14 protein-coding genes are annotated in these 16,576 nt (G+C 38.0%); 6 read left to right on the top strand and 8 right to left on the bottom strand.

What is annotated here, in order from left to right:
- Positions 1-1,544 precede the first annotated feature (1,544 nt).
- Positions 1,545-1,871: a hypothetical protein gene (locus BC008_RS42775; protein ID WP_027840910.1), complete on the top strand. Its 327-nt coding sequence runs from the start codon at positions 1,545-1,547 to the stop codon at positions 1,869-1,871.
- 5 nt (positions 1,872-1,876) lie between these two features.
- Here the strand turns inward: BC008_RS42775 and BC008_RS42770 are convergent, their stop codons facing one another.
- Together BC008_RS42770 and BC008_RS42765 are read right to left on the bottom strand one after the other, a co-directional pair.
- Positions 1,877-2,101: a hypothetical protein gene (locus BC008_RS42770; RefSeq protein ID WP_027840909.1), complete on the bottom strand. Its 225-nt coding sequence runs from the start codon at positions 2,099-2,101 to the stop codon at positions 1,877-1,879.
- Positions 2,102-2,352: 251 nt separating this feature from the next.
- The gene (locus BC008_RS42765) at positions 2,353-4,209 is read right to left on the bottom strand and encodes a DUF5942 domain-containing protein (RefSeq protein WP_027840908.1); all 1,857 of its coding nucleotides are present in this window, start codon (positions 4,207-4,209) and stop codon (positions 2,353-2,355) included.
- A 227-nt stretch (positions 4,210-4,436) separates the two neighbouring features.
- Here BC008_RS42765 and BC008_RS42760 point away from each other — a divergent pair, with 227 nt between their 5' ends.
- The 4 genes from BC008_RS42760 to BC008_RS42745 all read left to right on the top strand — a co-directional run bounded on the left by BC008_RS42760 (position 4,437) and on the right by BC008_RS42745 (position 7,428).
- Complete coding sequence (locus BC008_RS42760) at positions 4,437-4,862, top strand: hypothetical protein (protein WP_027840907.1); 426 nt, start codon at positions 4,437-4,439, stop codon at positions 4,860-4,862.
- 98 nt (positions 4,863-4,960) lie between these two features.
- The gene (gene thiD, locus BC008_RS42755; RefSeq protein ID WP_027840906.1) at positions 4,961-5,779 is read left to right on the top strand and encodes a bifunctional hydroxymethylpyrimidine kinase/phosphomethylpyrimidine kinase; all 819 of its coding nucleotides are present in this window, start codon (positions 4,961-4,963) and stop codon (positions 5,777-5,779) included.
- 352 nt (positions 5,780-6,131) lie between these two features.
- The gene (locus tag BC008_RS42750) at positions 6,132-6,737 is read left to right on the top strand and encodes a hypothetical protein (RefSeq protein ID WP_058182988.1); all 606 of its coding nucleotides are present in this window, start codon (positions 6,132-6,134) and stop codon (positions 6,735-6,737) included.
- 352 nt (positions 6,738-7,089) lie between these two features.
- The gene (locus BC008_RS42745; RefSeq protein ID WP_027840904.1) at positions 7,090-7,428 is read left to right on the top strand and encodes a P-II family nitrogen regulator; all 339 of its coding nucleotides are present in this window, start codon (positions 7,090-7,092) and stop codon (positions 7,426-7,428) included.
- A 26-nt stretch (positions 7,429-7,454) separates the two neighbouring features.
- On the opposite strand, the gene rdgB is transcribed toward BC008_RS42745, so the two are convergent.
- From rdgB to BC008_RS42720, 5 genes are all read right to left on the bottom strand, one after another.
- A complete protein-coding gene (gene rdgB, locus BC008_RS42740) occupies positions 7,455-8,024 on the bottom strand; it encodes an RdgB/HAM1 family non-canonical purine NTP pyrophosphatase (RefSeq protein WP_027840903.1) in 570 nt (189 codons plus the stop codon).
- Between the two features lie 235 nt (positions 8,025-8,259).
- The gene (locus tag BC008_RS42735; protein ID WP_027840902.1) at positions 8,260-9,696 is read right to left on the bottom strand and encodes a phosphoglucomutase/phosphomannomutase family protein; all 1,437 of its coding nucleotides are present in this window, start codon (positions 9,694-9,696) and stop codon (positions 8,260-8,262) included.
- 525 nt (positions 9,697-10,221) lie between these two features.
- Positions 10,222-10,722: a hypothetical protein gene (locus tag BC008_RS42730; protein WP_027840901.1), complete on the bottom strand. Its 501-nt coding sequence runs from the start codon at positions 10,720-10,722 to the stop codon at positions 10,222-10,224.
- Positions 10,723-10,727: 5 nt separating this feature from the next.
- Positions 10,728-11,882 carry a ParM/StbA family protein gene (locus BC008_RS42725; protein ID WP_027840900.1) on the bottom strand — a complete coding sequence of 385 codons (1,155 nt, stop codon included), beginning with the start codon at positions 11,880-11,882 and terminating at the stop codon, positions 10,728-10,730.
- A gap of 648 nt (positions 11,883-12,530) precedes the next feature.
- Complete coding sequence (locus BC008_RS42720) at positions 12,531-13,613, bottom strand: Gfo/Idh/MocA family protein (protein ID WP_027840899.1); 1,083 nt, start codon at positions 13,611-13,613, stop codon at positions 12,531-12,533.
- 704 nt (positions 13,614-14,317) lie between these two features.
- Between BC008_RS42720 and queC the strand changes: the two genes are divergently transcribed.
- The gene (gene queC / locus BC008_RS42715; RefSeq protein WP_027840898.1) at positions 14,318-15,004 is read left to right on the top strand and encodes a 7-cyano-7-deazaguanine synthase QueC; all 687 of its coding nucleotides are present in this window, start codon (positions 14,318-14,320) and stop codon (positions 15,002-15,004) included.
- Positions 15,005-15,089: 85 nt separating this feature from the next.
- On the opposite strand, the gene BC008_RS42710 is transcribed toward queC, so the two are convergent.
- Complete coding sequence (locus BC008_RS42710; RefSeq protein ID WP_036264462.1) at positions 15,090-16,469, bottom strand: hemolysin family protein; 1,380 nt, start codon at positions 16,467-16,469, stop codon at positions 15,090-15,092.
- Positions 16,470-16,576 lie beyond the last annotated feature (107 nt).

Raw genomic sequence — 16,576 nt, 5'->3', positions numbered from 1 at the left:
AATTAGATCGAGAACAGAGTATTGATAGATGCACCCTGATAATCCATTCCCCTTGCTGGCTCAAACTAGCGTGGGGATTTTTTTTTGCTTGAAACTTACCCAATAATTGTTTTTACTAAAATTGACCGGATTTTATTAATTAGATCGAGAACAAAGTATTGATAGATGCACCCTGATAATCCATTCCCCTTGCTGGCTCAAACTGGCTCGGGGATTTTTTTTATGAATATCCTTCCAATAACGGTTTCTACTCAAATTACCCGGATTTTGTTAATTAGATTAAGAACAAAGTATTGGTAGATGCACCCTGATAATCCACTCCCCTTGCTAACTCAAAATGGCACGGGGATTTTTTTTACTGACATTGGGTATCTCTGAATTTTACTCAAATTACCCGGATTTTATCAACTAAATCGAGAATAAATTAGTGGTAGATGCACCCTGATAATCCATTCCCTAGTTGGCTGCCACCTGCTAGGGTTTTCTATTACTTTTTTATCGCTTTTAAGCCTTAATTTGAAAAAAAACTGATGAGAACTTGGGCTTAACAAGCATCATAATAAATGCATAACAAGGAATTAGGTATAACCTAATACTCTATTAATGTAATAGACTAAATCTCCATAATAATTTCCGAGACACACAATTTTTTAGTGCTGTAAATTAGACTAGCATTAAACTAACAATATTTTAAACCATTGCCAACTTTTTTTTTTAATTATTCGGTGATTTTAAAAAATATGAAAAGTATGAAAAAATACGTTAATGGATTGATATTTTATGTCTTGCAATTAAAAAAAATCTATTATTAAAGCCTTCGAGACTGTTGTTCCTCAAGAGGGGGTTATTAAAGTGTATTAATTTCCACTCTTTAAGGGTTCAAAAAGACTAAAATATTATGCTTTATTTCAGAAAATCTTTATGATTTGAAAGCCAATTAATCTTAAAGATATAGGTTAAGTCTTCAAGAACTCTATCAATATATACTTGATGGAGTAAATAGAGATACCTGGCGATGAAATATAATTGATTACATTTTGTCTTTCAATCAAATTCTCTTTGCAGGTACAACATTATCCTAATGTGAAAAGGATACTCCCTTGTGAAATTGCATTGAAATAGCAAATCAAAATTCTAAGATTATGATTGGTTTATTAATTGCAATTAATTATCAAATAATTAAAATAGTTTTAATGGCATGCTATCAAAATATTTTTCCATCTATTAATTGATAATTTTTCTAATTAACCGGAAAATAAAAGAATAAATAAATTCTCAAATCAATTATTATTCCCATACGAACTGTATTGCTATCAATATTTTTTTACTCTTTTTGAAAGCTGGTTAATTATATCTATAAATATAACAAAATAAAGAATGTCAACATTGTTTTCATAGGGGATAATATCTAATATTTTATTTTTTACATTTATCAAATACGACTCAAGAAAAATAAAATATTAAGAGGATGATATGTGATAATATTTTACTCGCATGGGCGAAATAATTATGGGCGAAATAATTTATTTATTAAAGGTAAAACAATGGCTTTATCTGTGATTAAATTTTCTAGTGAAGACTGCGGTATTTGTCACAAGATGTCATTTTTTGACAAAAAAGTAGCTTCTGAACTAAATTTGGAATTCATCGACGTCAAGATGCAAGATACAGCTACATACAGGAAATATCGTCATATTTTGTTGGGCTTGTATCCTGATAAGTCACAAATGGGTTGGCCTACATATGTAATTTGTGATCATCTAGAAAATGAGTTAAAGATTTTTGGAGAAGTTAAAGGAGGTCATGCTAAAGGAGAATTTAGAAGTCGCTTACAAGCCCTTCTTAACGGTATAGAAGCGACTCAAAACTAATAAGATTAAATAAGATTAAAAGAATTCACCTCCAGCACAGGACCAATTGCAGCATTAGTCATAATATCTTCACGAATCTTGCCATTAACTTCTGCTTTTTGTCCCGACTGGAGTAATTTTTTGTCTGCGCCCCTCATGATTTGGTAGGTTGTACCTTCTTCAGTAACTAAAGCCCAAGCACCCATACCAATATCTCGACGCTCTATGGTGCCCTTCACAGTAATACTCATACTTTTTCTCAACTAGTGCCTTTCAAAATTGTCATGAAAAATTTGATAGAGTCCTCAAATAAAACTCTTTGAATTATGAGGTTCTTCTAATCCCCTCAATTTAAATCCCCTCCTAAACTCCCCTCAGGATAATTGTTGGGGGAATTTTTTTCGGAGAGGAAATTGTTTATACCCTTTGAACAACTATGTATCTTATGGGAAAAAATCTAGAAATACCATAGGAGGAGAGGGTATTTTAAGACTAATAACGCTTATATTGTGGCTTGTTCTCGATTATTGGCAGCTAAACGTGCCAGACCAAAGCAAAGTACAGCATTAACAATTAAAAATCCACGAGCGGCTATACCATTTCCAAATCCCCACACAGCCGGATCGAATATGGAGCTAACCGCCAAGCAAGAAGCTATCCCTAAAGATGTACCAATGGCAAACCACTTCCAACGAGTATTTCCTAGAAGTAACGCCATTAAAACTATAGGAACCAGTATGCTTGCAAAAAATGGATTTAAGGGATCGGTCCCTTGAAAAGTATTACCCAATTCAGGGATCGAACTACCCAGAAGCCGGAATGGCCATTGGGGAAGATCGAAAACATAAATTCCTTTCAGGAAGAATAGACCGGAACTACCGGCAATTAAACCACTAGATAAAGTCCAACTCCAAGCGAAGGGAAAGTAAACTCGTAAAAACCAAGCGAGTAGATAAGAACCTATAACCATCAAAATTTTGGGTAACAAAGCTACCACGCCGCCATCAATCCAGAAACGGGGGTTGATATAACCGTTATCCCGCAACCAACGGAAGAAATCTTGGAAACTGATTTGTCCTTGAGCCGCTAACTTAACTGCTGCTTCTGCATTCAATTTTCCGGCTCCATAGTAATTTAAGCCATCATCTTGAACTTTACGAGCAGATTGTTCCAGCACGCTCAAAACTTCACTTGGATCGTTAATACCTTTAGCTTTAATTAATGCAGCAACAGCAGATACGTGGGGTGCAGCCATGCTGGTGCCTTGTAAGCCCATGAATGTGTTCGTACCCTTATTATCGGGATCGATGGTTTCTTGGAGAATTTTTCCTGCATCGCTACCGCCAGGGGCAGAAATTTCCACTCCAGCACCGTAGTTAGAGTAGGGAGCTTTTTCACCATCTGGACCAAATGCCGAAACACCGATCGCGTGGGGATAACGGGCTGGATATTCTGCACCATTATCACTAGAATTACCAGCAGCAGCAACAATAACTACACCTTTCTTGTGGGCATATTCAATTGCTTCTTTCATTAATTGATTTTCGCCACCGCCACCTAAGCTCATATTAATTACGTCTGCACCATTATCGGCGGCAAACTTAATCGCTTCGGCAATATCAGCAACGGTTCCAGCTCCAGATTCATCCAACACCTTCAAGGGCATTATCTGAGCTTCATAGGCAATTCCGGAGACACCATAGCTGTTATGAGTTGCTTGAGCGATAGTACCGGCAACATGGGTACCGTGTCCGTTATCATCTCTAGCGTTCGTTGTATCGTTAACAAAATTGTATCCTTGAACAAATTTTGTTTCGTTCAAATCTCGTACTTGAGTTACACCAGTATCGATAACAGCAACTGTGACCCCATCACCTTTAGTTTCTTGCCAAGCCCCTTCCACATTGATATTGTGAAAATTCCATTGCTTGTCGTACATTGGGTCATTGGGGAAACCAAAAACAGTTTTCCTTTCAGCTGCTCCTTCAGATTGAAGAACTTCTCCTAGACGAGCTGTTTCGCCAAGGGGAGGAATTTCATATATATAATTTGGCTCAATAAATTCTGTAGCTTTAGCAAATTCCGATTTACGTAGTTGCTTGAGTAGTTGGGGGGTACCCTCAACAATATAAACATTATCCTTCTTGGAGAATTTGTTATCTAACTTTGGAGTAACATCGAATTGTTGCGCGATCGCATTTAAATTCTGCTTCAATGTCTCCTGAGAGATATCTTCACGAAAATCCAGCAGGATAGAATTATATTCGCCTTGGGTTGCTAATCCTTGAAAATTTAAAAAATTGAACAAAGCAAATCCCAGTCCAACCAAAAACAAGCAAAATAAGATAAACTTTCTCATTTTAAACCCATAATTGTTTTGCTAGTTTACTGACTACCTTAACTCATACCTAAACCTATACTCACTCCTAGTGCTTTGATTTTATAAAATGGTTACATAAGTCACCTAAAGAAATGATATTTTGAGCAATTCTTTTCAAGTAAATTGCGATCGAGGCAATACCAAACAATAATTCAAACAAAAACGAACAAATTCTTTTGATTGACAAATAGATTCGGATATTAAATATGGAACGCGGACTTTTATGGTTTCCTCTACTGATAGCTTTCTTCTGGTTAGCTTGGGAAGGTTGGAAGGAATTTCAGAAAATAGAAACCTATCGCAGTTGGGCTGAACAGTTTGAACAGGCAAAATACGATATATATTCAGTCTTAGGTCAAAAAGATAACAAAATTACTTGGGGCAAACCCACAACTAAAGGTCCAATACAATTAGAAACATTTTCTTTAGATAATGTAGAGAAGTTAAATATCTTGATAGATGAAAAATTAGTAGATATTGGGAGCCTACCAAGTAAAGGGAAAAAAATCGAATTAGAATTTGAGTTTAATAAAACAGAAAAATCAGTGCGGATTCCATTTACAGAAATACCTTTAGCAGCAGAATGGGGTAAGTTTTTACAGGAAAAATTGCAATCGGAGCCTAGTGATTAGTCATTACTAACACCTTGTTATTCCTTTGTTCCTGTTTCTATTTCTCAATTTCTACTTCTCAATTTCTACTTCTCCTCAATTTCTAAGTTGTTCAAATTATGAGTGTTGTAAAATCATCTTCTGTACCCACTGCTTTGACTATTGCTGGCTCTGATAGTGGTGGTGGTGCAGGGATTCAAGCCGACTTGCGCACTTTTGCTTTTCATTGCGTCCATGGAACAAGCGCAATTACCTGCGTTACTGCTCAAAATACTTTGGGAGTGCAACGGGTAGATGCAATGTCAACCGAAGGCGTAATTGCTCAAATACAGTCAGTTGCAGAAGATATTGGCGTAGGAGCAGCAAAAACTGGTATGTTACTAAATCGAGAAATTATTGCTGCTGTTTCCCAACAAGTAAAAGAATTACAAATTCATAATTTAGTTGTCGACCCAGTGATGGTATCGCGGGCTGGGGTGCAATTAATTGATAATGATGCTGTTAATACTTTGCGTGATACTTTAATCCCCCAAGCTAAGATTGTGACTCCAAATCGCTACGAGGCACAAATCTTAAGTGGATCGGAGGTTAATTCTGTGGATGATATGTGTTTAGTAGCTCAAATTATTTGTGAAAAAATAGGAGCAAAAGCTGTACTGGTCAAAGGTGGTGGAATGAAAGCTGAGGCTCGGGGAGTTGATGTTTTCTTTGACGGACAAAATTCAGAAATATTACAAACTATTATGGTAGATACCGATAACACCCATGGCACTGGTTGTACCCTTTCAGCAGCGATCGCTGCTAATCTTGCATCTGGCAAAGATCTACTAAGTGCAGTCAAACAAGGAAAAGAGTATGTAACTGCAGCCCTGAAATACGCCCTAAACATTGGTGCAGGTCAAGGACCTGTGGGGCATTTCTTTCCTTTGCTGAAATAAAGGTACACTATATTTACAACAAAAAAGTATTTACAACAAAAAAGCTGCACCTGGGTAAAATTTTCCTGTTTAATTCTGACTCTGTATTTTTTTATATTTATTTACAGAGTTATTGAGCAAGCAAATCATAAATATAAAAAGCTACTAAGAGTTACCTGAATTTATACTGATTTTAAATTATACTTAAAAATAATATGAATTCATTGAGAATTGTAAACCGAAAACTTTGCTTGCGAAGAAGTTTTCTATTATTCTAGGGCATAGTGCCTACTTTTTCGGAATTTTAAGGCGAATTCAGCTGTTATTTTCTACTTTTTGTCAAATTTAACTCTTTTTTTATCATAGTTTGCACATGAGAAGTATCTCCAATCCCGTTCCGGGAAATATCCCAACAGCAAACGCCCATCATCATTCACCTTCTGTACCCTTGTCTGTGTACCGTGAATTAGCAGTTGAATTACAGGCTGCGCAGGCAAAAATAGATAATTTAAACGATCAAAATCGAGAATTAACTCGGGAGAATCAAGAACTTCGGCAAGAAGTTAGCAAAGCTATCAGCACAGTTTTACGATTACAAAATTTTATTGATTCTCAACAACAAAGCCGAGAATATCAAAAACCTCACATAGAATATAATTCACCTTCCTACGAACGAGTTGAACAACCTTCCCACAAAAAAGTTGAACAGCGAAGTGAAAATCCTCGACGAGTGGCGAGAACTTCTCATAAAAAGAAAGTTGCTCGTCCTCGTCCCCCCGTTGTCCCACCACAAATCAAAATTCCTGATTCAAGATCCGAACAAGTATTAATAGAAGAACAAGAGGTACGTCACTATCGTCAACGTCAAACCCAATCTTCAGAGGTGAATGGCTGGTTTTTGGCTTTAGCTATTATCTTGATCGTCTTTACAGCCTTTGGTGCGGGCTATTTTATTGTCAGACCCCTATTAAAACGTTAATGAAATTTAATATTTAGTGAAAATGCATCTAAATCACCAAAACATATATGGTTATTTGCTGTAGTTTTGGGTTATAGGAGATACATGTTACAACAATAAGTTGATTGGGATAAATAATTGGTGTAAACCTTCGCAATCGTAATATTTATTGAATTAACCTCAAATTGGTAGAATTAGCATCTACTGCAAATTAATGCTGCAAATAGTACGTATCAATTTTGATGTGAAATATTAACTTGATGTGAAGCATCAATATTAAACTACTTGCTCAGCATCATTAAAATTAGCGCAAGCTAAATCAATGTTAATTCAATAAAAAATAAATAAAACTGTGGAAGTAAGGAGATAAACAATGAAAAAAGTAGAAGCTATCATTCGCCCATTCAAACTTGATGAGGTCAAAATTGCCTTAGTGAATGCAGGTGTAGTCGGGATGACAGTTTCTGAAGTGCGGGGTTTCGGACGACAAAAAGGGCAAACCGAACGCTATCGCGGTTCTGAGTACACTGTGGAGTTTTTACAAAAATTAAAAATCGAACTCGTAATTGAAGATGATTTGGTAGATCTTGTTGTAGATAAAATTATTTCCGCAGCTCGTACCGGTGAAATTGGCGACGGTAAGATTTTCATTTCCCCAGTAGAACAAGTCGTACGAATTCGTACCGGGGAAAAGAATACTGAAGCTGTTTAAAGAAGAGAACAGGGAACAGGGAACAGTTAACTGATGACTGATAACTGATTCATCAAAGCAGTAAAAGCCTTACCTCGATGACTAATTGAGCGCTTCAACTCTGGTGTCATCTCAGCGTATGTTAATTGATGTTCGGGAACGAAAAATACTGGATCGTAACCAAATCCACCACAACCGCGAGGTTCATGGAGAATTTCACCCGGACACAAACCTTCAGTTTCTAGGGCGATAGTACCATCAGGACGGGCTATTGCAATCGCGCAAACAAATTGGGCTTGTCGATTATCTTGGTTTGCTAGTTCCTTTAATAGCCGAGTGATGCGATCGGTATCTGTTTTGCCATAGCGAGCAGAATATATACCTGGTGCACCATCTAGAGCGTCGACTTGTAAACCAGAGTCATCGGCGATCGCCCATTTTTTTGTTGTGATCGCTACTTGGGATGCTTTTAAACAAGCATTAGCAGCAAATGTATCGCCTGTCTCTTCTATTTCAATTTCTGGTGGTTTTAGGGCTAATTCCCATTTGGAATCGGCAAGATAAGCTTGCATTTCCTTTAATTTACCCGGGTTACCGGTAGCTACAACAAGTTTCATCGGTTGGTGATTGGGGATTGGGGATTAGGGATTGGGAAATAATTATAAACAAATAATTTGTTTTAATAAAATTCTTGTAGAGACACGACATATCGCGTCTCTATATATACCGGAATTACAGGAAATATAGCGCTATGCACAAGTAAAAAGCTTACAAGTCATAGCTTTCATAATTTACCAATTTTATAACCTTATTGTGTAGCGCTATATTTAGGCTTCGAGTTGAACTACTAAACTACTCCGCCCAACTTTTTGCCCAAGCTAATGTTTTATGAACTGTTTCTAGGTCTGCAGCTTCACAGTAAAGTCGTAAAACTGGTTCTGTTCCACTAAAACGAATCATTAACCAGCTATTATCTTCAAGCCGGAATTTATAGCCATCGATGGTTTTGCAATCAACTACTTTCTTATCCAAGATTTCCGTTAAGGGTTGGCTCTCTAATTGCTTGAGCAAACGTGATCGCACTTCCATATTTGCAAGTGGTAAATCGATGCGATCATATGCGGAGAAAAATCCAACTTGTTGTTGTAGGTAGCGGTAATAGTCGCTCAAATCTTTACCTGACTCAACCACTGCTTCCAAAACATACAACGATGAAAGCAAAGCATCTCTTTCAGGAATATGGCTTCCATAACCAATACCACCAGACTCTTCACCACCAAGTAATACAGCAGAATCTAACATCCGGTCGGCAATGTATTTGTAACCCACAGGTGTTTCATAAATCGATAATTTATGAAGTTCTGCAACTTTCGGGATTAAATCCGAACCACTGACAGTTTTGACGATTTCGCCACCAAAATTACGTCTAACCGTTAAATGATCGATTAATATCGGGATCAAGATTTGGGAACTAAGAAAATTCCCTTCACCATCCACAGCAGCAATGCGATCACTATCCCCATCAAAAACTAATCCTACAGTCAAACTTGTGGGATTGGCTGCTCGGTGGGAGCCCATTACCTTAAACAAGTGGGAAAGATATTTCGGTAAAGGTTCCGGTGCACCACCTTCAAACAATGGATCGCGATTGCTGTTAATTTCTTTTACTCCATCACCTAACAGCATACCCAGACCACCAGCAGCAGAACCGTGCATGACATCGCCAAATACGGTCAGTTTACCTTCTCTGATGGCACCGCGAATTTTTTCAATATTGACTTTCGTTTGTAATCCCTGACAATAACTTTCCCAAGGATTAAATGTTTCTTCAGTCCCTGCTGTGTTAGCAGGTTTTACTCCTTCAGGTAATAATGCTTCTATTTTCTTGGTAACTTCTGGAGGTACGGAACCACCAAAAGCACTTTTGACCTTCAACCCCAAATATTCTCCAGGATTATGAGAAGCTGTAATTACTAATGCTCCCAAAGCATTTTGTTGTTTCGCCGCCCAGCTAAAAGCAGGTGTAGGTGCAAAGGTTTCGCTAAATACAACATCAAAACCTGCAGCCTTAACAACATCAGCTACTTTACGAGCAAAATTTTCTGCCATAAATCGTCTGTCATAACCGACAATAATTTTTCGGTTACCGACATTTTTACCATATGTATCAAATAAAACTTTAGCAGCGATAGGCGCGACCCAAGCTACACGCTCAAAAGTGAACTCATCACCAATCACTCCTCGCCATCCGTCCGTACCAAACTTGATTGATTTAACTGCAACTGGCATTGAGTAATCCTACTATCTGTATATGCAATTTCTCTTGGGATGGATTTTAACACCTTTATTAGTCAACAGTTAACAGTCAAAAGTTATCGCTATATAGATAATCAATTAACCATCAATAGGGAATAATTACGCAGATCAGATTGAACTAAAAATAAAGATTTTCTTTGAAGGTTACAAATCAAAACAAATTTTCTAATTATCAATTACCAATTAACTGTTCTCACCGTTCAATATGAACTATTGCTAAAAACATCCGTATTTTCTCTCAAACAGTCAATAAAAATGCTATAATAAATGCAGTGATAATACGTAAAACATAAAAATCCAGCGCGATTTAGACTCGATTTTGTCAATATTGGTTTTGTCAATATTGGTAAACAGATAAAGAAAAAAGTACAACTGTCAAACATCTATGCCAGTTGTTCGGAGAAAAAATTACCTCGAATAACACAATTGGCACTGTGACTAAGCCCCACATCAGATGTTTGACAGCGGTACAAAACTTCACACCCTAGGATTTTGCCTTTAAAAGTCTTCCACAAATTGGCTTATGCGGCTAATTACAGGGTCATCCTCTTGAGGAGGAGTTTTAGGAGTAGGAGGAGCAGGTTTGACTGCTTCAGCTACCACCTTTGATTCGTTTGGACTTGGAATGGTACCGCCTTGATGAACTGATACTGCTAACTGTGCGATTTGTTGGCTGAGTTGCATCATGTGGCGTTCCATCATCTCCAATCGATTAGATTCTTTGGCAAAGAAACGTTCCTCAAGATCTGCCATTTGACGTCTCAATTCAGCAATCTGCTGTTCTATGCTCCCAACGGGAGCATTTTCTACAACTTTAGAACCAGGCTTGACAGAATCTGGGACGCATAAAGCTTGCCACAAAGCTTCTTTACAAAGGTCGCTGAATGTCTTATCTGGATCTTCTTCCAGATACCTTTCTACAAGGTCTAACAAACTCTCATCAGCAACACCAGGGTTGAAAGTAACTGATTTAACTACTTTTTTTGACCATTGGAACATTAGCGTTAAGCCCTAGAAGAGCGGGAGGAAGAGAATTGAGCCTCTCCATAAATGAATTGTCCTAAAGCATTTGCTTGTCTGGAGGGCGCAGCTAAGTGAGCATTAATTTGTGCTTCTTTGAGCAGACGCTGTACGTCTTCCCAAAAGAACTCGCCGCCACCACCAGTTAAAATTACATCTGTAACACGTTCTGGCAGCCATGCTAACACACGGCTACAAATTTCACGAGAAAACATTTCTCTCAAATTCGGTAGGAAATCATCCAGGTTTGTAGGTTTGCTAGCACCTCTAGGACGATATAAACGTTCGCCTTTAGGCTTATTTACGGCTGAGATTAAAGATAAGGACTGACTGTCAGCTCCTTCTATTTCTTTGGCAACTAGTTCGTAAAATTTATTCATTCCGAAGTCTTCGCTCTTGGAAGCACCTCTTGCAAAGCGGAAATTATCTATCATTAAACAGTCGGTTGTTTGATGCCCGATATCTACAATTGCGACAGAAACTTTAGTAAAGTCAGGAGTAGCTGCTCCTTTCTTGGGTTGGGCTTCACACCACAAAAGGCTACCGTAGCCCTCCGGCATAATCCAAACCTTATTGACATTTAACTTGACTTCTTCCCCACGAAAGTTCATCACATGAGGTCCGCTAACTTGGGATATCAACTGTGATTTTTCTTTTTCAAACTGCTCTTGGGAATGATAAGGAATACTTAAAACAATTGAGATGTCGTCTTTAAGTTTAAAATAACCAGCACATGCTAATACTTTGATCAACGCATCTTCAACTTTGGATTGACCTACTCCTAAATTCGCTCCAAAGTCAGCTGCTAGTTGACCGACGGCGTATCCATCTCCTTGATACTCCAACCATAAATCCATTAGCGGATCGGTCGCACGGGCTTCGAATACTCCACCTCGGACCTGCTCCATAGTCATTCGTTTGACGTTAGCCGAAACGAATATAACATTACCAGGATCCCGGCTTATACAACTTTTGGTAGAAGTTCTTCCCAAATCTACACTCAGGATACCTTTTGCCAATACGGTGCCATTTGGTTTGGGTGTTGTTGTGGTTGTGTTTATGGGGGTGGAAGCCGATACTCTATTCATAGGTATGGCTGCGGCGTTCATTGGGGTAGCTGCTGAAGGTTGGTCTGTCATGAAAATTCCTAGTTTCTACTAAAGCTCTAACAAGTTATCATGCTCATCTTACAAAATGCGGGCATCTGAAATAATTGGCAGCGTTAAATATTGCTACAAATTAAGACAAAATTACGGAGTTTATGAACATCATCAAACCCGCTAGATGCCTGAATTACTGTTATGTTGCCACCAAACGACTAATTCCATACTTGATAATGGTATTTTTTTAGACAAATTTATGAATGTCTATTTTTATTTGGCAGCGGTATTGGCTATGTTTCTGTTCTTTTGGTAGATTTAATCACCCTGGAGATGATACAAGTGTTCTTAGTCCCAAGTCCTAAATTCTAAAAAAATTTGACCTTGGAGCTTAAAATTTATCAATAAGTTACCAGCTTATTGTTAAACAATTGATGAGTATATTAGCAAATCTACTCATCAATTGTCATAATTTCTTGTATCAAATATTAATAAAAATACGTATTATTCCTAATACTAAAGAAAATCAGACCGTAGATCGTACAATCTAATCAATAGTATTCTTTTATCGTTAATTGTCATATTTGTCAGCCCTAGTTAGTAACAATTATTTGCTTAAACAAACAAAAGGAGGAATTGACAAAGCCTCCTCCCTTTGATATGTAGTCGAGAAATAGTTTGAAACTTTTATACTGTAGGTGTCAAAGACTGTGCGGTCGTCTCAGACTGCCAATCTAATGGGTTCAAAACTTTATCTTCTAATGCCATTTGTTCGATTAAGCTTGCTAGCCGCAGGGCTTTAAGTGCTTGTTTACCACCAACTGATGGTTGATTACCACCACGTACGCAGTTAACAAAATGTTCTAATTCAGCTCGTAACGGTTCAATGTTGCTGGTGTAGACTTTTTCGATCACACCATCTTGCTTGTATAACATTTGCCGAGAATCATTTGTCCTATTACCGCTAATATGCCGATGAATCAGAATTTCGTTTTGCAGGAAATCAGCTTCGGTAAATGAGTTCTTGCAATGGGCAACAATGCGTCTAATCTTACGGTGAGTTATTTTACTGGCGGTTAATGTTGCTACAATACCATTGGCAAATCCCAAGGTGGCAGTAACATAATCGAGAAAACGATTCTCAGGAGAACGATTACCGCTAGCTGTAAGTTTGACAACTTGGGAACCAGCTACTTCTAATAAAAGATCGATGTCATGGATCATTAAATCCAGAACCACAGAGACATCGTTTGCTCGATGAGAATAAGGACTCATCCGGTGAGCTTCAAGGGCTAATATTCTTTCTGTTTTGAGTACTTTGCTTAATTCTTGAAATGCAGGGTTAAAACGTTCAATATGACCTACTTGTAATATGCATTGTGATTCCGCAGCAGCATTAACCAATGACTCTGCTTCAGAAATGCTAGCAGCAATTGGTTTTTCTAACAAAACATGAACTCCTGATAAAAGGCAGTTCATGCCTACAGCGTAGTGTAAACGTGTCGGAACAGCAATACAAACTGCATCAACTAAAGGTAAGAGTTCTGTGTAATCCTCAAAAAAACGTACCTTATATTTACTAGCCGTTTCCAATCCTCGCTCAACATCAATGTCTGCTACACCTACGAGTTCAACATCTTTCATTAAACTCATAACACGAGCATGATTTTGTCCCATGTTACCCACCCCGATCGTGCCGATACGGATCGGTCGTGGCTGTTGGCGCTGTGTATGGGAATTCTGTTCTGACACACAGTTGCTCTCTTGCACTATTGTTAATCTCCTCAACCACCAAATTTAGAGACGCTACAGTCTTTGGCGTTCAGATTTAAACACCAGTTTTGACCCGTCTAAAACCATCCAGATGGTAACATGGAGGTTCTATTTATGAAGAATTTCAAAGTTTACTGTGAGTTCCCGGCACTTGAGATTGTTTTGTTTGTTTGATGAATATGAGGTAATTCTTGTATGGGATAGAACAAAATAACGTACTTGCTCTACTCAAATTTTTCACTCAAATTTTTATGCAATCAGTAAAACAAGTCCTTTGAACATCTAAAATTAATGGGGTTTAGGGATCGATTACCAACTGAAATTGAGACAAGTAAATAAAAAGTAAATAAAAATTATTGTTATGGTTTTTTTATGGTGTATTGCTGAAACCATAACGATCCCAAAAGTAGCAACTAAAATTCTATTACACAAATAAAAACATAAATAAAAATATAAATAATAAACAATAATTTCCGTTGAACATGAAATTAATTCTGTAAACTACTTAACTTAATTTTGTTGATTTTTAGGATCGTTTTTTCATCAAGACTCCCTGACATAACACTTGGCATAAAATTTTGAATGAATTTAAATGACTTAAATTAGCTACTGCAAAAATATTCTGATATCTAACTGCTTCGCTGCAAGTTTTTTGGAAAAGCATAACGTTTGTTTTGGTTAGTTCTTGATGGAAAATTTAAATGAAAGCTGTAATTTTGTTATCTGGCGGATTAGATTCGTCTACGGTTTTATATCAAGCACACTCTGATGGTTATGAATGCTATGCAATTTCATTTGATTATCAGCAACGCCATCGTCGGGAGCTAAAATCGGCGCGGTTGGTTGCGCAATCAGCAGGTGTGGTACAACATCAAGTTGTTAATTTCGACCTGAGACAATGGGGTGGTTCGGCGCTGACAGATAATTCATTAGAATTACCCCGCGATCGCGACATTATCCAAATGTCCCAGAATATTCCAATTACCTACGTTCCCGCTCGCAATACAATTTTTCTCAGTTTTGCTTTGGCGTACGCAGAAACTATTGACGCCAAGCGGGTTTATATTGGCGTTAATGCCTTGGATTATTCTGGATATCCTGATTGTCGCCCTGATTATATTCAAGGGATGCAAGAGGTGTTTCGCTTGGGAACAAAGCAAGGAAGGGAAGGACAACCAATTAAGATTGTCACACCCCTGATTGATTTGAAAAAAACTGAAATTATCCAGTTAGGTAATAAATTAGGAGTACCTTGGGAGCTTACTTGGTCTTGCTATGCGGGGGAAGAGATATCCTGTGGTGTTTGCGATTCTTGTCTCCTAAGACTTAAAGCTTTTACCGAATTAGGGCTTAGAGACCCGATACCTTACAGGGGTAATGGGAGGTAATTGGTAATGGGTAATGGGTAATGGGTCACTACAATTGGTAAATCCCAATCCCCAATCCCCAGTCCCCAATCCCCAATCCCCAGTTCTAAGCATCAGATGTTTGTTTCTGGACAACTTTCGCTCCGTTTAAACGGCGTAATTGGATTTGATGGAGGCGCGGTCCCACAACCGAAACAACGGTAAATTCCAAATTGTAGTAGGTAAATACTTCTCCAAAAGAAGGAATTTTTTGCAAATTGTACAGAATGAAGCCACCCAAGGTTTGATATTCCTTGGTCAGAGGTAAATTGATATCCAAAACTTCGTTCAAGTCTTCCAAGTTGATTTGAGCTTGAACTAAAAATGTTTGTTCATCTAAAATCTGGATCAGCAATTTGTCGTTCTCTTCTGCATCTTCTGTATCGCCAATAATCTGAGCGATCACATCTTCGATTGTTACTAGTCCTACAGTTCCACCAAATTCGTCCACCACCATTACCATTGTTGGCTTATCTTGCTGCATCATTGGTAACAGTTCGTTCAAAGGAGTTCGCTCTGGAACAAATCTCACCTGACGCATCCAAGACTGAATTGGCGCATTCAAGTCAATATTTTCCGAAGCTAGAGCTTTGGTTAAGTCTTTAAAGTAAATAATGCCCCGAATATCATCCAAAGATTCGCCAATAACTGGATAGCACGAATAATCTGTAGCAGCCATTTCTTTGAGACAGGTTTGAATCGTAGCATTTTTGGGTATGGTAGTGATTCTGTTGCGGGGAACCATAATCGCTTCAGCTGTCACTTCCCCAAATTCAAATACTTTTTTGAGTAATTCCCGTTCCTTTGCTTCTAACCCTGTCGATTCCCGTTCGGTGGAGATAATTAACTGTAATTCTTCTGGGGTTACAGGAGTTCTCCAACTCAAACCGGTGTATTCTACGCCAAATAAGCGTAGCAACCAACGAGTGGAATGGTTCAAAATCCAAATAAAAGGACTAAAAAACCGAACAATAGCTCTAACTAATGGACCTAAAAATCGTGCTAATTTTTCTGAATAAAGTATTGCTACTGACTTAGGACATAATTCTCCCAAGACAATTTGTAAATAAGCAATTAAAAAAAATGCAATGGGTATTGATACTGAATGAGCCACTACAGGACTCATAATCTGCGGTAAAGGTAAAGATTGAAGCCACGTATTAATCAAAATCGCAATAGTACCTTCCCCAATCCATCCTAGGGCAAGACTAGATAAGGTAATACCCAACTGGGTCGTAGATAGTAATCTGTCAATGCTACGTTGTAATACTTCAACAGCGATTGCTTGAATGTCACCAGCTTTAACTAACTGATGAATGCGCGATCGCCTTACTGTTACGATGGAAAACTCTGCTGTTACAAAAAAAGCGTTGATAATAATCAGTAGGATTACTGATAATAATCTCAGCCCGATATCCGTCCAATAAAATGTAGGAGAAGCACTCACTGCACTCGAACTCGCATAAAAATGACACCCCGGTGGGGAAAATAGTGTTTGGATCTGGAATGAAGGTCTATTTGATTGATTATTGCGAGAAAAGTGTTAGTTTTCCT

Source organism: Mastigocoleus testarum BC008 (assembly GCF_001456025.1).
GTDB classification, from domain to species: Bacteria; Cyanobacteriota; Cyanobacteriia; order Cyanobacteriales; family Nostocaceae; genus Mastigocoleus; species Mastigocoleus testarum.
The sequence above is the reverse complement of the archived record's forward strand: the minus strand, read 5'-3'. Positions and strand labels throughout refer to the sequence as shown.